Source organism: Novosphingopyxis sp. (assembly GCF_965218915.1).
Classification (GTDB): Bacteria; Pseudomonadota; Alphaproteobacteria; order Sphingomonadales; family Sphingomonadaceae; genus Novosphingopyxis.
Map to the genome: position 1 here is coordinate 393,471 of NZ_OZ244708.1, position 18,842 is coordinate 412,312.

The following is an 18,842-nucleotide window of genomic DNA, read 5'->3' on the forward strand; positions in this document are numbered from 1 at the left end:
ATTTACCGGTTCTTGCGCTTCTCGATCAGCCCCTCGACCACATCGGGATCGGCGAGCGTCGAGGTGTCGCCGAGCGAGCCGAACTCATTCTGCGCGATCTTGCGCAGGATCCGCCGCATGATCTTGCCCGAGCGTGTCTTGGGGAGGGCAGGCGTAAAGTGGATGAAATCGGGCGTGGCGATCGAACCGATCTCGCTGCGCACCTGCCGTTTCAGCTCGGCCTCCAGTTCCTCGCTTGGTTCGTCGCCCGCGTTCAGCGTGACGTAGCAATAGATGCCCTGGCCCTTGAGATCGTGCGGATAGCCGACCACCGCGGCCTCGGAGACCTTGGGATGGAGCACCAGCGCGCTCTCCACCTCGGCGGTGCCCATGCGGTGGCCCGAAACGTTGATGACGTCGTCCACGCGTCCGGTGATGGTGTAATAGCCGTCGGCGTCGCGGCGGCAGCCGTCGCCGGTGAAATATTTGCCTTCATAGGTACTGAAATAGGTCTGCACGAAGCGCTCGTGATCGCCGTGGATAGTGCGCGCCTGGCCCGGCCAGCTGCGCGCGATGACCAGATTGCCTTCGGCCTCGCCCTCCAGCACTTCGCCTTCGGCATCCACCAGCTGCGGCTCGATTCCGAAAAAGGGTTTGCCGGCGCTGCCCGGTTTCATGTCGTGCGCCCCGGGCAAAGTGGTGATCATGATCCCGCCGGTCTCGGTCTGCCACCAGGTGTCGACGATCGGCACCTCGCCGCCGCCCACCACGTCGTGGTACCAGCGCCAGGCTTCGGGGTTGATCGGCTCGCCGACGGTGCCGAGCAGCTTGAGCGAGCTCAGGTCGTGCTTTTGCACGGGCGCGTCCCCCTCGCGCATCAACGCGCGGATCGCGGTGGGGGCGGTGTAGAGGATATTGACCCGGTGCCGTTCGACCATGTCCCACAGGCGGCCGGCGTCGGGATAATTCGGCACGCCCTCGAACATCAGGCTGGTCGCGCCGTTCTGCAGCGGGCCGTAGACGACATAGCTGTGGCCGGTGACCCAGCCGATATCGGCGGTGCACCAGTAGATATCGCCCGGCCGGTAATCGAACGTGTAATGAAAGGTGGCGGCGGTCCACACGCCGTAGCCGCCGGTGGTGTGGAGCACGCCCTTGGGCTTGCCGGTGGAACCCGATGTGTAGAGGATGAACAGCGGGTCCTCGCCGTCCATCTCCTCGCAGGGGCATGTCGAGGGCACGTCCTTCGCCGCCTCGTCGTACCATAGGTCGCGACCGTCCTGCATGGCGACCGCTTCATGGCGGTGGCGAATGACGAGTGTCCTGACCTCGAACGGAACCTTTTCGAGCGCGGCGTCGGCATTGGCCTTGAGCGGCACCGTCTTGCCCGCGCGCACCCCGGCGTCGGCGGTGATGAGGAAGCGGCTGTCGCAATCCTCGATCCGGCCGGCCAGCGCTTCGGGAGAGAACCCGCCGAACACCACCGAATGCACCGCGCCGATCCGTGCGCAGGCGAGCATCGCGATCGCGCCCTCCAGGATCATCGGCATATACAGGGTCACGCGGTCGCCGCGCCCGACGCCCATGGCCTTGAGCACATTGGCGAACCGCTGCACCTCGGCCAGCAATTCGGCATAGCTCAGCGTTTTCACCGTGCCCGGCTGGTCGGCCTCCCAGATCAGCGCGGTGCGATTCCCCAGGCCGTCATCGACATGGCGGTCGACGCAATTGTAGCACAGGTTCAGACGCGCGCCCGCATACCATCGGATATCGATCGGATCGAACGACCAGTCGCCGATGGCGTCCGGTTCGGCGAACCAGTCGATACGGGCAGCCTGCTCGCGCCAGAAGCCGTCGGGATCGGCCAGCGAAGTGGCGTAGAGCCGGTCATAATCATCGGCGGTGCAATGCGTTTCGCCGCCGCGTGGGCGTTCGACCAAAGCCTCGTCATGTCTGCCGTCCGCCATGCCTTCTCTCTCCTGTTCTGAAATTGCCGCGCTCTTGCCAAGCTTTACGGCTACCATAGCGCTATGTTCCTCTGCTAGATGGTGGACCAAAGGCCAGTAGCCCGAGGATTTGCCGATGACCGTTCGATCGCTTGCCGCCGCCGCGGCCCTTTCCATGATCTTCGCGCTGTCCGCTTGCGGGGGAAAGAAGGATTCGGTGGATACCGAAGAAGATTTCAGCGCTATTCCGGTGCCGCCGCCACCGCCCGCGCCGAGCGGGGTAAGCTATGATGTGCGCCACTGCCTGACCCAGGAAATTCCCGAGAGCGAGGTGATCGGCGGCGGGCACACCGTCGGCCAGGCAATCTTTCCCGACACGCTGACCCTCGATTTCAACCGGCCCGCCGGTTTTCCCAACGGCCGCCTGCTCACCGACCAGGTGGTCGATATCATGCTGGCCTATCTGTTTCTCGATCTGGGCGAGGAGGGCGCGCGGCGCTTTGCCGATCTTCCGCTCAACCCGCCCTCGAACGACGTCGCCTTGCCGGCTGGATTTCCCTTTCTGGCGCCGGCTCAGGGCAACCCGCCGCGCGCCGACAGGAGCGGACGCACTTTCGATTTCGTGGACGAAGATGACGATCAGTATGACCGGGTCGACCGGGTGGGGATGCCGCTCGTCTCCACCGCGATCGTCCCGTTCGAGCGCAAACCCGACTACAATGATGCCACGCCCCAAGAGGACGTCGACGGAGATTTTGTGGGAGACGTGGAAGATGAGCTGACCGCTCTGACCAATAGCTTTGCCGACGATTTGACATCCGCCGGTTATCGGCTTTGTGCCGCGGATTAGAGTGAAATTTTACCCGCAATCCGGCGGGAGATGAGGATTGTTACGGTTTCGTTCCTTTCCTCAAAGTGAATGTTTCACGCAAGCCGCTCGATTATTTAGCGAATTTTTTTAAATTTTCGCAACCATCCGTCTCGTTTTGTCGTATGCATAGGAGAGGCAGGGTGGGAGAAGCTTCCATTTCGACTGCCGCTAGAGGAGGAAATTTCATGAACCGATTTGCCAAGCTGGCGGTTGCTGGGGGTGCTGTAGCGCTCGCAGTCCCGCTTGCCATCATACTTCCGGAGCAGTTCGCCCCGGCTGCGGATCACGTCGATCCGCCGCAACGTACCGACCCGGCGGTCGACGATACGCCGGATCGCGCCGCCGACATCGCGGACTTGTTCGCCGCGCACACCGACGACGAATTCCGTATTGTTCTGACCTTTGCCGGTCCTGCACCGACGGATCAGGCGGCGACCTATGATCGTAACGTGCTTTATAAGATCAACGTCTCCAACAGCGCTCCGCGCACCACGACGGACATTCCGATCAGGGTGCGCTTCGGCGAGGACGGCCGGGGTTCCGGCAAGTGGGGCGTTCAGATCCTCGGCATTCCCGGTACGGGCGACGACGGCGTCTTTGGCCCTGTCGAGACCGATAACACCATGGATGGCGTGCAGTTCCGCGCCGGTCTGTTCGACGATCCGTTCTTCTTCGACGATCAGGGCTTCCTGGAGTCGAAAATGACCGGAAATCTCTCCATCATGAACGATCGGGATTTCTTCGCCAACGCGAACGATACCGCCATCGTCATAACGATTCCGCGGGACCGTATCGGCGACGGCTCTTCGCCGGTTGATATTTGGGCCGAAACCCTGCGTCTGGGAGGGCAACTCTGATGAACATTTCCAAGCGCGCTTTAGCACTCGCAACGCCGCTGGCACTGGCTCTGACCATGACCGCCTGCGACGACAACAACAACGACGACACGATGACTACGACGCCGACGCCGGCACCGACACCTGCCCCGCCGACACCGGCGCCCACGCCCACGCCCACCCCTACGCCGACGCCAACCGCGACGAGCACGGGTGCAACTGGCACGGTTGACGTGTCGCAATGTCTGATGCAGGAAGTGGCGCCCGGCACCACGGTCGCGGATTTGATCATCCCCGATACGCTTACGCTGGACTTCAATGCGCCGGCCGGCTTCCCGAACGGGCGCAGGCCCGTCGATCCCGTGGCCAATGTAACCGAGGCGGTGATTCTGCTCGACCTGACGGCCAAGACCGCTGGCGGAGAGCAGCAGACGGCACTGACGTTCCAGCAGTTCCCGCCGTCCGCGGTTGCTGCGCTGAACGGCCGAACGTCGCTCGATGTCCCGCAGAACGACATCAACAACGGCATGTTCCTGGACGATTTCCCTTACATCCTACCGCCGCAGGGCAATCCGCCCTTGGCGGATACGTCGGGGACGAACTTCAACTTCCGCACCCAGCCCGACACGTCCTATATACGGGTCGATCGCATGGGCATGCCGGCGGTCGCCACCGCGCTCATCGGCATGGATAAGAAGGTCGCCTATAACGACGCCGATCCATCGGACGACTTGGCGGGCAAATTCGTGAGCGAGCTGACGTCGGAGCTGACCAAGATACATGCGGGCCTTAGGGACGACCTGATCTCGCTGGGCTTCGTTCCCTGCTCGACCGTCTCCTGACGAAGCGACCGATATGATCAAGCCAAGGGGCGTGCCGTGACCGAGGTTACGGCACGCCCTTCTTCTCCTCCGCCGGATGGCGATCGTTTCGGCTCGAGCAGCCGGTTGTGGAAGATCGCTTTCCTGGTGCTGATGGCCGCCACTCTGATAGCGCTCGCGGCGCGCTGGCTCGACGGAGAGAATGATCTGTCCGACGCACCTGTCACGGGCGTCGGTTTCACCCGCGTGGCGGGGCCCGACAATTACGTCGACGAACTCGCCCGGGCCGAGAGCGCGGTCCATAACAACAGGGTCCGTCTGTCCGATGCGCCGGAACAATGGCTGCGACGTGCATCCTACACCGGAGCGCTGGCCCGCCGCGCTTCGCTAACGGGCAATTATGTCGATCTTGTCGCGATCGACGACGAGCTTGCGCGCGCGTTTCGCGATGCGCCCGAGGGGGCGGGGCCGGTGATCGGTGCCGCCGCCCATGCGCTGACGGTCCACCGCCTCGACGAGGTGGAGAAATATCTCAATATCGCCGATGGCTTCGCGGTTGCGCCCGATAACGGCACGCGCGCCGAAATGCTGGGAATGCGCGGCGACGTGGCATTGTATCGCGGCGATTATGACGCGGCGCTCAGAAACTACCGCGCCGCGCTTCATTTGAGCGAGGATGCCGGCGGTCTGATCCGGCTGTACACCTTTGAGCTGAAACATGGCCGGTTCGACGAGGCCGCCGCCAATATCCGCCGCGCCGGTGCCACGGCGAAGACGCCGAGCCCCTATCTCGCCGCCTTCTACTTCCTGCGGCTCGCCGATGTCGGCCTCGCCAGCGGGGACTGGACGATGGCGCAGGAAAATATCGACGCGGCCAATCATGCGTTCCAGGGCTGGTGGCTGGCCGAGGCGTATCGGGCGCAGATGCTGGCATTGAACGGCGATGTCGCGGGCGCGGTGGCGCTTTATACGCAGGTCGCCAACCGCTCGCACGATCCGTTGGTGATGGACGCGCTCGGATCGCTGCTGCGCGCGAACGGACGCATCGCCGAAAGCCGGCAATGGGCGGCGCGGGCGCAGGTGATCTGGGATCGGCGCATGGCGGCCTTGCCGAGCGCGGCGCGCGGCCATGCGATCGAGCACGAACTGGCGCTGGGTGACCCGGCCAAGGCGCTGCGCATCGCCGCGGCGGACTACAAGGCGCGGCCCTATGGCCAGGCCGCGATCATGCTCGCCACGGCACAGCTCGCCAACGGGCAGACCGAAAAAGCGCTGGCGCTGCTGAAGCGGACCGAGAAATCGGGCTGGGTCAGCGCGCGGGCCTGGGCGTTGCAGGCGGAAGCGGAAGCGTTATTGGGCCACGGCAAGGCCAGCGACAGGGCACGGACAGAAGCGGAGAAGATCGATCCCAAAGTTTTCGACCCGGCGCAAAGCTATATCTGGTTCGGCCATGGCTGACCGCGCTTGGCGTCGCCTCGCGGCGGCGCTGCTCGCGATCCTGGCCTGCTTGGCTCCGGGTCCGGCGGCCGCGCACATCACGCCGAACAGCGAGGTGCAGCTCGACTTCGGTCCGTCCGAGGCGCGCGCCGACATCATCGTGCCGCTGGGCGATTACGCCGCGGCCAGTGGCAATCCGATCGCCAAGACCCCGGCGAATTATCAAAAGGCGCAGGACTGGCTGAAACATCATGTGTCGATCCGCAGCCCCGACGGGCGCCGGTGGACGATCGATTATCAGCTGACCGAATTCGCTCAGATCGCCGGGCCGCCCGATCTGCATGCCATCGCCACGCTGATCCCGCCCGAGAACGCGCCCGTTCGAAAATTCACGATCGACTGGACCGCGGTGGTCGACACCAACCCCTCGCATTTCGTGCTGTTCGTCGCCAAGCGCGATCTGTACGGCCGCTATGGCGATCAGCGCGAGATCATCGGCGCGGTGCGTAGCGACCGGATGCTGCTGAACGTCGACCGCGGCCACGCCAAACCGATGACCGGTTTCGCCAACGCGGTGCGGCTGGGCGGCGAGCATATCGCCGAGGGGCACGACCATCTGCTGTTCCTGCTGGCGCTGTTCCTGCCGATGCCGCTGGTGCTCGCGGCGAACCGCAAGCGCTGGGGCGGGCCGCGCCGCCCCAAGGACGCGATCTGGGGGATGACCAAGATCATCACCAGTTTCACCGTCGGGCACAGCCTGACGCTGATCGCCGCGCCGCTGCTGGGCGTGCATCTACCCGCGCAGCCGGTCGAGATCGGCATCGCGCTGTCGATCCTGATCTCCGCGATCCACGCCTGGCGGCCGCTCTTCCCGGGGCGCGAGCCGTTGGTGGCGGTGTTTTTCGGCTTGATCCACGGCCTCGCCTTCGCCACCATCGTCGGCGATCTGGGGCTCGGCGTCAGCCGCGAGATCCTCTCGATCCTGGGCTTCAACATCGGCATCGAGATCGTTCAGCTGATCGTGGTGCTGGCGTTCCTGCCCGCGCTGATGCTGTTCGCGCGCACGCGGCATTACGACTGGCTGCGGCTTGGCGGCGCGTCCTTCGCCGGGTTCGCCGCGATCAGCTGGATGATCGAGCGCATCTTCACCGTAACCAACCCGGTGGCGAGCTTGATCGACGGGCTGCTCGACCACTCCCCGATCCTCGTCGCGATCCTGACGGTGGCGGCGTTGATCACCTGGTTCGCCGATCGGCGGACACGCGTGGCAGCGGCGGCCTAGGACCCTAGAAGCACGGGCGAACAGGAAAGCTTCTGCCCGGCGCAGGGAGTGGCCGATCGACCGTCCGTGGCAAAATGATACGCTCGGGCCCCGTTTGTTCGTCATGCCAGCGAAAGGACCCGGAAAGCTGGATCTCGGGCGTCAAAGCGATCCGGCCCGAGACCCTAGCTTTCGATGGGGTGACGAATTGAGAGACGGGCCAGCAAAGTAGATCAGCGCCTGAGTGAAGGGTTCCTACCCGCGCACGACCGTAATTCACCGGTTGCAGGAGTTGCAACCGATACGCCGTGCTTTCGCTTCTGCCGCAGGTTGTGATCGGCAGCCCATGCCCTTACATCCAGCGCGTTGGGAAGGCCGGGCCCGATGCCGGCCGACTGATGGGATATTGACCCGTGTTTGACGGCGCCGACGCGCTCATTCTCGCCCGCATCCAGTTCGCCTTCACGGTGAGCTTCCATTTCATCTTTCCGGCCTTTTCGATCGGCCTGGCGAGCTATCTCGCCGTGCTCGAAGGGCTGTGGTTGAAGACGGGCAAGGATCTTTACAAGGACCTGTTCAAATATTGGCTCAAGATTTTCGCCATCGCCTTTGCCATGGGCGTCGTGTCGGGCATCGTGATGAGCTACCAGTTCGGCACCAACTGGGCGGTGTTCTCGGACAAGGCCGGGCCGGTGGTCGGCCCGCTGATGGCCTATGAGGTGCTCACCGCCTTTTTCCTGGAAGCGGGTTTTCTCGGGGTGATGCTGTTCGGCATGAACCGCGTGGGCAGGAAGCTGCATTTCGCCGCCACCCTGATGGTCGCGATCGGCACCTGCATCTCGGCCTTCTGGATCATCAGCGTGAACAGCTGGATGCACACGCCGGTGGGTTACGAGATGGGACCGAACGGACAGTTCCTGCCGGGCGACAGCTGGTGGACGATCGTGTTCAGCCCCAGCTTTCCCTATCGCCTGGTCCACACCGTGATCGCCGCCTATCTCACCACCGCCTTCGTGGTCGGCGCGGTCGGCGCCTGGCATTTGCTGAAAGACAGGACCAACCTGCACGCGCGCAAGATGTTCTCGATGGCGATGTGGATGGCCGCGCTGGTCGCGCCCGTGCAGATTTTCGCCGGCGACACGCAGGGCCTCAACACGCTGGAGCATCAGCCGCAGAAGATCATGGCGATGGAGGGCCATTACGAGAGTCATCCGGACGGCGCGCCGCTGTATCTGTTCGGCATCCCGAACGAGAAGGAACAGCGGCTCGATTATGCGGTGGGCATTCCCAAGCTATCCTCGCTGATCCTGAAGCATGATCTGAACGCCCCGATGGCCGGGCTCGACACGATTCCCGACGCGGACCAGCCGCCGGTCACTATCGTCTTCTGGAGCTTCCGCATCATGGTCGGCATCGGCTTCGCGATGCTCGGCCTGGGATTGTGGAGCCTCGCCGCGCGGGTGCGCAAGAAGCTCTACGACTGGGGCTGGCTGCACCGCGCCGCCTTGGTGATGGGGCCGTCGGGTTTCGTCGCGGTGATCGCGGGCTGGGTGACCACCGAGGTCGGCCGGCAACCGTTCACCGTTTACGGCCTCTTGCGCACCGCCGATAGCGCCAGCCCACTGGCCGCGCCCGCCGTGGCAACCTCGCTCGCGGCCTTTGTGCTGGTCTATTTCGCGGTGTTCGGCGTGGGCACCTGGTATATCTTGCGGTTGATGAGCGGATCGCCCCATCCGGGCGAAAAGGGCGTGCGGCGGACCGAAAAAGGCCCCGTGCGCACCGCCGGCATCACGCCCGGTCCAGCGCAGGGCGAGGGCGCGAAGAACGAAGCCGAAGCGGAGCGAGCCGGATGACCGCGCTCTACAATTTCGATCTCGCCACCGTCTGGGCGTTCATCATCGCCTTTGCGGTGTTCATGTACGTCGTGATGGACGGTTTCGATCTGGGCATCGGCATCCTGTTCCCGACGATCGCGGTGGGGCAGGAGCGCGACGCGGCGATGAACAGCATCGCGCCGGTGTGGGACGGCAACGAGACCTGGCTGGTGCTGGGCGGCGGCGGGCTGTTCGCGGCCTTCCCGCTGGCCTATGCGGTCATCCTGCCGGCCACCTATCCGCTGATCATCATCATGCTGCTCGGCCTCGTCTTTCGCGGGGTGGCGTTCGAATTCCGCTGGCGCGACGAACGGCATCAGCGGTTCTGGGACCTGGCCTTTTTCGGCGGATCGCTCGCCGCGGCGATGGCGCAGGGCATGATCCTGGGCGCGTTGCTGCAGGGCATCACCGTCGTGGACCGCGCCTATGCGGGGAGCTGGTTCGACTGGCTGACGCCCTATACGCTGCTGACCGGGCTGGGCACCGTGGCGGGCTATGCGCTGCTCGGCAGCACGTGGCTGATCATCAAGACCGAGGGCAAGGGGCTCGACCATGCCTATCGCATGGCGCGGCCCGCCTTTTTCGCGACGCTCGCGCTGATGGCGGGAGTCAGCCTGTACACCCCGTTCCTCGAGGCGGACTATTTCAACCGCTGGTTCACCTTTCCCAGCATCGTCTTCGCGGCGCAGGTACCGCTGCTCACCGCGATCATCGTCTTCGCCCTGCTGAGGGCGCTGGTGAAGCGGCGAATCTATCGGCCGTTCCTGTTGTCGCTGGCGCTGTTCCTCATCGGCATGGCCGGGCTCGGCGTGTCGATGTGGCCCCATATCGTGCCGAACGACATCACCATCTGGGACGCCGCCGCGCCCGAACGCAGCCAGGTCTTCATGCTGATCGGCACCGCGATCATCATGCCGATCATCCTGATCTATACCGCTTTCGCCTATTGGGTGTTTCGCGGCAAGACCGGCCATGAGGGCTATCACGCATGAAGCTGGCGCCGCTGGACGGAGCGGAACGGGCCGAGGCGCTGCCGCTGTGGCGGCGGATCGGCTGGATGGCCGCGATCTGGGGGATGAGCGTGGCGCTGCTCGGCGCGGTGGCGTTGATTATCCGTAGCTGGATCGGCTAGATTACATCCCCCTCGCTCTTGCCTGCAAAGGTGCGACGAGGCGTTGGGATATTGTTAACGTGTCCCCGGATCGGACGGTTCGGGGTTAACCATCTATAGCGATGGCGCTCATCCCTAACAAAGCGTTAACATGTCGCTTATGAAACGCGCCCTCGTCCTCACCTCCGAAAATGCCGGGCATCCGTTCCGGCGAACCCTGAAACCGCACATCCTGAACGTGCCCAAGGCCGATCCCGTGCCGGAGATTACGGATAAGGGCTGGTGGCGGCAGGAGGATACGCAGCTGTTCGCGATCAGCTTCGCGGCCTTTTTCACGGCGATCTACAGCTTCATCGCCTGAGCGCGTATAACGGGTTTACAGCATCGGCCCGTCGGCCTCGCGCAGCACCATCGCGCGGCTCGCCATATGCAACCGGTGCGCGAGCCAGGCCGAGACCAGGCACATGCCCGCGCTGAGCAGCAGTTGCTCGGTGATCGGAATGCCCGCCGCGCTGAGGCCGAGCGTGAACAGCGATCCGGCCACCATCGCGCCCGAATTGACGAGATTGTTCGCCGCCACCGCGCGCGCGGTCTCGCTCTTGGGCACGGTGGTCGTCAAAAAGGCGTAGAGCGGCACCACGAACATGCCGCCCGCCACCGCGATGCCGAGCAGCGTGACCACCACCGCCCAGCTGTCCGGGTGCGCCATGAAGGCGGGGATATCGTACAGCCGCCCGGTCCGGCTCACCTCCCAGCCGTGACAGACGAAATAGAACAGCACGACGAAGCCGCCCATCGCGAGCACCGAAACCGGCGAATAGCGCGCCGAGACCTTGCCGCCCAGCAGCCGGTTGATCGCGAGCGATCCGATCGCGATGCCGACCGAGAAGATGGCGAGGAACAGGCTGGCCACGGTCTTGTCGCCGGTCAGCACGTTCTTGACGAGCGGTGGAAACTGGATGAACAGCACCGTGCCGATGGTCCAGAAGAAGCTGATCGCCACCACCGCCAGCCACACCGCGCGGGTCTTGCGCACCAGCCGGACGAGATCGCGCGAAGAGGTCCAGAGGTTGTAGTCGATCGTGCCGACGTCGTTCGGCGCGGGCGGCGCGGGGGGCACCTGGCGACCGGTGACATAGCCGATCAGCGCGGTCAGGATCACCGCGCCCGCGGCGACCTCCACGGGGATGATGCCGGCGACGATGGTACCGATCAGGATGGCGATATAGGTCCCCGCCTCGACCAGCCCGGTGCCGCCGAGCACCTCCTCGTGGCGCAGATGCTGCGGCAATATGGCGTATTTGATCGGCCCGAAAAAGGTCGAGTGGACGCCCATCGCGAACAGCGCGAGCAGCAGCAGCGGGATCGCCGCGACATGCACGGCGATGCCCATCCAGGCGAGCACCAGGCCGAGCGCGCCCACGGTCATGATCGCGATCTCGCACGCCTTGATGATGCGGATCAGCGCGGCCTTGTCGCGCGCATCGGCGAACTGGCCGGACAAGGCGGAGAACAGGAAGAAGGGCAGCACGAACACGCCCGTCGCCACCGCGCTGAACAGCGTTTCGGTCTCGGGGTCGCTGAACACGCCGTAGACGACGAACAGCACCATCGCGGTCTTGTACAGATTGTCGTTGAACGCGCCGAGATTCTGCGTGGCGAACAGGGGCAGGAACCGCCGTTTGTTCAGCAGATGGAAGGAAGCCTGCATCGCCGCCCGCCCTAGCGGCGGGGCGGGGCGGGGGGAAGGGGATTGTTGGCGCGGGCCTTCAGTCCTTCTTGCCTTCGCGACCGTTATCGTCGGCACTCATGCGCCGGCTCATCGCGCTGCGCTGCTGCGTTGCCGTGAGCGCTGGCGATATGGCGTAGCGTTGAATCGCGCCAGCTGGCCGTCCTGAGCAGGGGCCAGCGTGTCTTCAACAGCGCACCCGCGGTCACGGGTCTACTCCGCCGCGATCGCCTGTTCGGCGCTGGCGACCAAGGCGTGCAATGCCGCTATGTGCGCGGCGAAGGCGCGGCGGCCTTTGCGGGTAAACCCGGCCCATGTGCGCTGCCGCCCCTCGACCGCCGCCTTGCGGAGGCGGACATAGCCCGCCTCGCCGAGCGCGCCGAGATGCTTGGACAGCACCGAATCGCTCACCCCCACGATCTCGCGCAGCCGGGCGAACTCGACGTCGTCGACCTGCGCCAGCACCGCCGCGATCTGCAGCCGCGCGGGCGGGTTGAGCAGCGGGTCGATCGCGGCTGCCTTCACAGCCGCGCGCTTCCCCGCATTTCCGCGCGGAAAACGCGTTTCCAGATCACGCTGCCGACGGAAGCGCCCACGAACGAGCCGCCCGCGGCCAGCACCGCCAGCGGTGCCGGGGCGGGCTCGCCGCGCGTGCTGACCGACAACATCATCATGCCCAGAATGACCGCCAGGATGAGCAGAACGACCCAGAGGGTCTTTCCCACGCGCCAGCCATTGACGAACGCGCCCTTTCGTCTGCGGTCGCCTTGGGCCAGGACCGCCACGCCGGCCATCGCCACGGCGGTCACCGCGCCCTGAAACAGGATCGGCAGCGACACCGAGAACACCAGCGCCGCCATGACCGCGCCGAAGGCGGCATGGCGCCAGGGTGGGGACTCGGCGACATCGGCCAGTTTCATTCTGGTATCGTCGACCGCGTCCAGCGCGGCGCGGGCATCTTCCTGTCGCATCGAATCAATCCTTTCACTTTCCAATCTGGAAAATGAATGAACGCGACTTTCCTCATTTGCAAGTTAAAACTTTCCACATTGGAAAGTGGATATAATGGCCTCGGCGTTTCGGGTCCAGGGGCGGGACATGCATGGCGGCGCTACCCAGCTGTCGGCGGCGCCGGGTACGAGGTGCTGCTGGACGCGGCCGGGCTGTAGCGCCGGGCCCGGGGCCTTCACGCAACGAGACCTGTACAGCGCGCCGGGGCGGCGCTAGACTGCGCTCATCCCCGGGGAGCCGCGCGCGAAAACGCCGGTTGAGAGCGGAATAGCCCGCGACCCGTCGAACCTGATCCCGATAATACGGGCGGAGGGAGGGAGCGGTGACCGGGCCATGTCCGCCAATCCGCCCGTCTCTTCGAATTGTTTTGAGGAGGCCGATGACGTCGCAGCCCGCTTTCCTGACCGCCTGGACCGCGATCTTTCTCGGGCTGTACGCGCTGGCCGCCGGGGCAGGCGAACTGCGCCAGGCGGGCGGCTGGGAGCGCATGCTGGACGAGATCGAGGGCAGCCGCGCGTTGCAGTTCGTCACCGCGCTGCTGTGCATACTGATCGGTGCCGTGATCTACCTCGCCAATCCGCTGGGGGGGCGCGACTGGCTGACCTTTGTCCTCGGCATCGTCGGCGGGCTGATCGTGGTCGAGGGGCTCGTTCTGCTCGCCATGCCCGACCGGTTCCTGCCGTTCGCCTGGCAGTTGCTGGACAAGAGCGGCCGGATCGGACCGGGGGCGAGCGTCGCCATCGGGCTCGCCTTTTTCCTCGCCGGCGCGGTGCGCGTGTGATGGCGCGCAGCCCTTTCCTCTCGTCATGCCAGCGAAAGCTGGCATCTCGGGCCGTTGAGCGCATCGGCCGGAGACCCCAGCTTTCGCTGGGGTGACGACCAATTTCTTGAATTTTCACCCAAAAGGACCATCCCATGGCAGACATTCCCGCCCGCACCGAGATCGGCGTCACCACCGGCGCCATTCGCGGCTCGAAGAAAATCCATGTCGCCGCCAAGTCCGGCAGCGGGATCAAGGTCGCGATGCGCGAAATTCGACTTGAAGCCGGCGAGGCGCCGGTGCGCGTCTACGACACGTCTGGCCCGTACACCGACGAAGCCGCGATCATCGACATCCACGGCGGGCTGCCGCAGCTGCGCCGCGAATGGATCGAGGCGCGCGGCGATGTCGAGAGCTATGACGCGCGCGAACTCCGCCCCGAGGATAACGGCCAGCTCGGCCCGGACCGGTCCGGCGGCGTGCCGCGTTTCCCCAAGGTGGTGAAGCGCCCGCTGCGCGCCAAGGCGGGGCAGAACGTCAGCCAGATGCACTATGCCCGCAAAGGGATCGTCACGCCCGAGATGGAATATGTCGCCGAGCGCGAGAATCTCGGCCGCGAGCGCCTCGCCGAATATAAGCGCGATGGCGAGAGCTTCGGCGCCTCCATCCCGGACTATGTCACGCCGGAATTCGTGCGCGACGAGGTGGCGCGCGGCCGCGCCATCATTCCCAACAACATCAACCACCCCGAATCCGAACCCATGGCGATCGGGCGCAATTTCCTCGTCAAGATCAACGCCAATATCGGCAACAGCGCGGTGGCGTCCGACGTCGCGGCCGAAGTCGACAAGATGGTGTGGTCGATCCGCTGGGGCGCGGACACCGTGATGGACCTTTCCACCGGCCGCAACATCCACGACACCCGCGAGTGGATCATCCGCAACAGCCCGGTCCCCATCGGCACCGTGCCGATCTACCAGGCGCTGGAAAAGGTCGGCGGCGTGGCCGAGGAGCTGACCTGGGAAATCTTCCGCGACACGCTGATCGAGCAGGCCGAGCAGGGCGTCGATTATTTCACCATCCATGCCGGCGTGCGCCTGCCCTATGTGCCGATGGCGGCCAAGCGCATGACCGGCATCGTCAGCCGCGGCGGATCGATCATGGCCAAATGGTGCCTCTCCCACCACAAGGAGAGCTTTCTGTACGAGCGCTTCGACGAGATCACCGAGATCATGAAGGCGTACGACATCGCCTATTCGCTGGGCGACGGCCTGCGCCCCGGCAGCATCTACGACGCGAACGACGAGGCGCAGTTCGCCGAGCTCTACACGCTGGGCGAACTGACCAAGCGCGCCTGGAAGGAAGACGTGCAGGTCATGATCGAGGGCCCCGGCCATGTGCCGATGCACAAGATCAGGGAGAATATGGAAAAGCAGCTGGAAAGCTGCGGCGAGGCGCCGTTCTACACATTGGGGCCGCTCACCACCGATATCGCGCCGGGATACGACCATATCACCAGCGGCATCGGCGCCGCGCAGATCGGCTGGTACGGCACCGCCATGCTCTGCTACGTCACGCCCAAGGAGCATCTCGGCCTGCCCGACCGCGACGATGTAAAAGTCGGCGTGGTCACCTACAAGCTGGCCGCCCACGCCGCCGATCTCGCCAAGGGCCACCCCGCCGCGCAGGTCCGCGACGACGCGCTGAGCAAAGCCCGCTTCGAGTTCCGCTGGCGCGACCAGTTCAACCTCTCGCTCGACCCCGACACCGCCGAGCAGTTCCACGACCAGACGCTGCCCGCCGAAGGCGCCAAGACCGCGCATTTCTGCTCGATGTGCGGCCCGAAATTCTGCAGCATGAAGATCAGCCAGGAAGTGCGCGAATTCGCCGCCAAGCAGAACAGCGACAGCTATCTGGCGGCGGAAGTTCCTCCCCCGACCGGGGAGGGGGACCATGCGAAGCATGGTGGAGGGGCATCACGCGAAGACGCGAAGACGCGAAGTGCGGAAGAAGGCATGGAAGTGATGAGCAAACTCTACAAAGAAAAGGGCGAGCATCTGTATCTGCCCGCCGAGGAGGTCGAGCCAAGCGAATAGTCACGCAAAGCCGCGAAGGCGCGAAGAAGGGGCGCGTGGCGGCCTGCTTTTTGCTTTGTCTCGACGTGTTTTCAGGATGCGGCGTTGGCTGTTTGAAGGCGGCTTCGCCTCATCGCACAACATTTTCGCGCCTTTGCGTCTTCGCGTGAACCAGAAAAGCCGGACCCCGGATCGGGTCCGGGGTGACGGTCGAGCGAGCGGCGCCCCCTCACCCGAGAAATTCCGCGAATTCCGGGGACGGCATGTTTAATTCACCCCACTCGCAAAGCCTCCAGCACGCCCGGGAAAAGAACCAGAACGGCTAACCCAACAACAAAGCACTGTCCTACATGGCACATTTTATGCTATGAAGCGGGATGACCCGGCATCACACCCGCTCCGCCCCGGCCGCCTCCGCTTCGTGCGCGACGCCGCCTCCTTCCTCCTCGGCGTCGTCCCGCTCCGCGCCGGAGTCCGGCGATCCGCCCGATATCGCCGCGTTCGATCCGGTCGCGCTGCGCGCGCGGCACGACGGGTGGACGGCGGGCCGGCAGACGGCGTTCGTCGCGGCGCTGGCGGCGTGCGGCAACGTGACCGAGGCGGCGGCGCGGGTGGGGATGAGCGCGCGCTCGGCCTACAAGCTGCGCGCCCGGCCCGACGCGCGCAGCTTCCGCGAGGCATGGGACGTGGCGCTCGACAGCGCGGTCCAATGCCTGTCCGACGCGACCTTCTCCCGCGCGCTGCACGGGGTCGAGCGGCCGGTGTTCTTTCAGGGCGAGCGGATCGGCGAATGGCGGCAATATGACGAGCGGCTGGCGATGTTCATCCTCGCCCGCCGCGCGCCGGACCGGTTCGGCGCGTGGATCGACCGGCGCGAGGTGCGCCGCGAGCGCGACCAGACCGGCACCGCCCTGGGCGAGGCGCTGAAGCGCGTCGCCGAAGATGCAGAAGCGTGCGAGGCGCTGGAAGCGGAGGACGGGCGGGCGCCGGATGGGGCGGACGCCCCGTCCGCCGCCCCGCCCGCCGCCCCGGCCCCGCTGCCCGAACGCGATCCGCTGCCGGGTCCGGTGTTCTACACCGAGGCGCAGGCCAACGCGCGCGCGATCGAGCGCGAGGCGATGCCGACGTCCGAGGAGGTCGACGAACTGATCCTGGAGAAGATCGCCGGGCTGAAACGCGCCCAGGCGATGGAGCGCGAGCGCGCCGCGGAACGGTGGGGGGATGCCGATGTGGCGGGCCGGGAGGGAGGCCGGGAAGGGGGCCGGAAGGGGGGCCGGAAGGGGGGGACGTATGCCGCCCTTCGTGAACTTCCGGACGAAGCGGAAGACGAAGAGTGGGACGAGGATGACTGGGACGAAGAGGACCGGGACGGGGACGAACGGGAGCATCGCGCCGAGGCCGAGCCGCCGGAGGGTGTGAAGAGGAGCGAGCCCCGGATTGCACCCGGCGCGCGGTGGTAAGGCGGATCGGGCGGATCATGGCCCCGATGACAAATCACCTGAAATCAGCCGTCATCCCGGGCTCGACCCGGGATCCGGGGCCGAGCGGAAGTGCCATCTCGCCCCGGGTTAAGCCCGGAATGACGCGGTATTTGCACCTATGAAGCGTCATCAACAACGCGCCGCCGCCAGCGATGGTCGATGCCCGCGGCGCTGGCAATTGCGCCGCGCCGCGCTAAAGGCGGGCGCATGAGTTTGCTCGGACGCATCGTCGGAACCCGCATCACCCGCGGAACCCTGGTTTTTCTGTGGCCGGACGGCAGCCGCGAGAGCTTCGGCACGTCCGCGCCCGGCTGGCCCGACGTCGCCCTGCGCTTTCACGATAAGCAGGCCGAGCGGCGCATCGTCACCAACCCCAATCTGGGCATGCCCGAGACCTTCATGGACGGCAGCGTGACCGTGGAGCGAGGCGACATCATGGACCTGATCATGCTGGTCCGCCGCAACGCGCCGTGGGAGGCGGGCGCCGAAGTGGGGTCGCGCGGGCCGCTCGCCAAATTCGGCGAATGGACGCTGAGCCGGCTCGACCAGCTCAATTCGCTGGCCCGCTCGCGCCGAAACGTCGCGCATCACTACGATCTCAGCAACGATTTCTACCGGCTGTGGCTGGACGAGGACATGCAGTATAGCTGCGCCTACTGGCCGGACGAAGGCATGACGCTGGAGCAGGCGCAGACCGCCAAGAAGGCGCATATCGCGGCCAAGCTGGCGCTCGAGCCCGGGCAACGCGTGCTCGATATCGGCTGCGGCTGGGGCGGCACCGCGCTCTATCTCGCCGCGCTGATGGACGTGCGGGTGCACGGCATCACGCTCAGCACCGAACAGCTGGCGCTCGCCCGCCGGCGCGCGGAGGAAGCGGGCGTGGCGGACCGGGTGACGTTCGAGCTGGTCGATTACCGCGATCTGGCCGAGCGCGAGCCCGAGAGCTTCGACCGGATCGTCTCGATCGGCATGTTCGAGCATGTCGGGCGGCCGAACTTCGCAACCTATTTCGCCTGCGTGCGCAAGCTGATGACGCCGGACGGCGCGGCGCTGATCCACAGCATCGGCCGGCTGGGACCACCCGGGTCAACCGACGCCTTCACCCGCAAATATATCTTTCCGGGCGGCTATATCCCGGCGCTCTCCGAAACGCTGGAGGCGAGCGAAAAGGTCAAGCTGATCCACAGCGACATCGAGACCTGGCGGGTCCATTACGGCCGGACGCTGCGCGCCTGGTACGAGCGCGCGGTCGCCCGGAAGGACGCCATCGTCCAGATGTACGACGAGCGCTTCTACCGCATGTGGATCTTCTATCTCGCCGGCGCGGCCGCCGCGTTCGAGGGTGGGGGCATGGGCAACTACCAGATCCAATATGTCCGCGATCGCCGCGCGCTGCCGCTGTCGCGCGATTACATGCGCGCGGCGGAGGAACGGTTTCTGGGGGATGGCGACGAAGGGAAAAGGGTGATTGCGTAGATTGCGAATTCCTTTTTTCTCATGCGTCATGCCAGCGAAAGCCGGCATCTCGGGCGTCGATGCAATTCGGCCCGAGACCCCGGCTATCCGGCGCCCTTTCGGGTCCCAACAAAGTAAGTACTACTTTGTTGGGTGCCCTTTCGCTGGGGTGACGAGAAAGGAAGCATTTTTTTT

At 65.3% G+C, this 18,842-nt stretch carries 17 protein-coding genes and 1 riboswitch; of the genes, 13 read left to right on the forward strand and 4 right to left on the reverse strand.

Translation table 11 applies throughout. The annotated features are described in order from the left end of the window. Positions 1 to 2: 2 nt before the first annotated feature. Entirely contained in the window at positions 3 to 1,946 is a 1,944-nt protein-coding gene (gene acs / locus ACOQPC_RS01950; RefSeq protein ID WP_420606992.1) for an acetate--CoA ligase, read from the reverse strand. A gap of 115 nt (positions 1,947 to 2,061) precedes the next feature. Between acs and ACOQPC_RS01955 the strand changes: the two genes are divergently transcribed. The 9 genes from ACOQPC_RS01955 to ACOQPC_RS01995 all read left to right on the forward strand — a co-directional run bounded on the left by ACOQPC_RS01955 (position 2,062) and on the right by ACOQPC_RS01995 (position 10,497). After that, a complete protein-coding gene (locus tag ACOQPC_RS01955) occupies positions 2,062 to 2,775 on the forward strand; it encodes a hypothetical protein (protein WP_420606993.1) in 714 nt (237 codons plus the stop codon). A 206-nt stretch (positions 2,776 to 2,981) separates the two neighbouring features. Beyond that, on the forward strand, positions 2,982 to 3,653 hold the full coding sequence (locus tag ACOQPC_RS01960; protein WP_420606994.1) for a hypothetical protein: 672 nt from the start codon (positions 2,982 to 2,984) through the stop codon (positions 3,651 to 3,653). Further along, the gene (locus ACOQPC_RS01965; RefSeq protein ID WP_420606995.1) at positions 3,653 to 4,474 is read left to right on the forward strand and encodes a hypothetical protein; all 822 of its coding nucleotides are present in this window, start codon (positions 3,653 to 3,655) and stop codon (positions 4,472 to 4,474) included. Before ACOQPC_RS01960 ends, ACOQPC_RS01965 begins: the two co-directional genes overlap by 1 nt. Before the next feature lie 36 nt (positions 4,475 to 4,510). After that, the gene (locus ACOQPC_RS01970; RefSeq protein WP_420606996.1) at positions 4,511 to 5,911 is read left to right on the forward strand and encodes a hypothetical protein; all 1,401 of its coding nucleotides are present in this window, start codon (positions 4,511 to 4,513) and stop codon (positions 5,909 to 5,911) included. Further along, on the forward strand, positions 5,904 to 7,172 hold the full coding sequence (locus ACOQPC_RS01975) for a HupE/UreJ family protein (RefSeq protein WP_420606997.1): 1,269 nt from the start codon (positions 5,904 to 5,906) through the stop codon (positions 7,170 to 7,172). Before ACOQPC_RS01970 ends, ACOQPC_RS01975 begins: the two co-directional genes overlap by 8 nt. Before the next feature lie 392 nt (positions 7,173 to 7,564). Continuing rightward, positions 7,565 to 9,004 (forward strand): cytochrome ubiquinol oxidase subunit I, encoded by a 1,440-nt coding sequence (locus ACOQPC_RS01980; RefSeq protein WP_420606998.1) that lies wholly within the window; start codon positions 7,565 to 7,567, stop codon positions 9,002 to 9,004. After that, positions 9,001 to 10,017, forward strand: a complete 1,017-nt coding sequence (gene cydB / locus ACOQPC_RS01985) for a cytochrome d ubiquinol oxidase subunit II (RefSeq protein WP_420606999.1) — start codon at positions 9,001 to 9,003, stop codon at positions 10,015 to 10,017. The genes ACOQPC_RS01980 and cydB overlap by 4 nt, the downstream gene beginning before the upstream one ends. After that, the gene (locus ACOQPC_RS01990; RefSeq protein ID WP_420607000.1) at positions 10,014 to 10,157 is read left to right on the forward strand and encodes a DUF2474 domain-containing protein; all 144 of its coding nucleotides are present in this window, start codon (positions 10,014 to 10,016) and stop codon (positions 10,155 to 10,157) included. The genes cydB and ACOQPC_RS01990 overlap by 4 nt, the downstream gene beginning before the upstream one ends. Positions 10,158 to 10,287: 130 nt before the next feature. Beyond that, on the forward strand, positions 10,288 to 10,497 hold the full coding sequence (locus ACOQPC_RS01995) for a hypothetical protein (RefSeq protein WP_420607001.1): 210 nt from the start codon (positions 10,288 to 10,290) through the stop codon (positions 10,495 to 10,497). Positions 10,498 to 10,512: 15 nt separating this feature from the next. On the opposite strand, the gene ACOQPC_RS02000 is transcribed toward ACOQPC_RS01995, so the two are convergent. The 3 genes from ACOQPC_RS02000 to ACOQPC_RS02010 all read right to left on the reverse strand — a co-directional run bounded on the left by ACOQPC_RS02000 (position 10,513) and on the right by ACOQPC_RS02010 (position 12,836). After that, positions 10,513 to 11,847 (reverse strand): MFS transporter, encoded by a 1,335-nt coding sequence (locus tag ACOQPC_RS02000; protein ID WP_420607002.1) that lies wholly within the window; start codon positions 11,845 to 11,847, stop codon positions 10,513 to 10,515. 231 nt (positions 11,848 to 12,078) lie between these two features. Further along, positions 12,079 to 12,390 (reverse strand): transcriptional regulator, encoded by a 312-nt coding sequence (locus tag ACOQPC_RS02005; RefSeq protein ID WP_420607003.1) that lies wholly within the window; start codon positions 12,388 to 12,390, stop codon positions 12,079 to 12,081. Next, positions 12,387 to 12,836, reverse strand: coding sequence for a hypothetical protein (locus ACOQPC_RS02010; protein WP_420607004.1), 450 nt, complete (start codon positions 12,834 to 12,836; stop codon positions 12,387 to 12,389). Before ACOQPC_RS02010 ends, ACOQPC_RS02005 begins: the two co-directional genes overlap by 4 nt. 260 nt (positions 12,837 to 13,096) lie before the next feature. Beyond that, positions 13,097 to 13,208: riboswitch (TPP riboswitch) on the forward strand. 47 nt (positions 13,209 to 13,255) lie between these two features. Between ACOQPC_RS02010 and ACOQPC_RS02015 the strand changes: the two genes are divergently transcribed. From ACOQPC_RS02015 to ACOQPC_RS02030, 4 genes are all read left to right on the forward strand, one after another. Next, positions 13,256 to 13,657 (forward strand): hypothetical protein, encoded by a 402-nt coding sequence (locus ACOQPC_RS02015; protein ID WP_420607005.1) that lies wholly within the window; start codon positions 13,256 to 13,258, stop codon positions 13,655 to 13,657. Positions 13,658 to 13,791: 134 nt separating this feature from the next. Then, complete coding sequence (thiC, locus tag ACOQPC_RS02020; RefSeq protein WP_420607006.1) at positions 13,792 to 15,732, forward strand: phosphomethylpyrimidine synthase ThiC; 1,941 nt, start codon at positions 13,792 to 13,794, stop codon at positions 15,730 to 15,732. Positions 15,733 to 16,088: 356 nt separating this feature from the next. Then, entirely contained in the window at positions 16,089 to 17,171 is a 1,083-nt protein-coding gene (locus tag ACOQPC_RS02025; protein WP_420607007.1) for a hypothetical protein, read from the forward strand. Between the two features lie 228 nt (positions 17,172 to 17,399). Beyond that, positions 17,400 to 18,668, forward strand: a complete 1,269-nt coding sequence (locus ACOQPC_RS02030; RefSeq protein WP_420607008.1) for a class I SAM-dependent methyltransferase — start codon at positions 17,400 to 17,402, stop codon at positions 18,666 to 18,668. Positions 18,669 to 18,842: the final 174 nt, after the last annotated feature.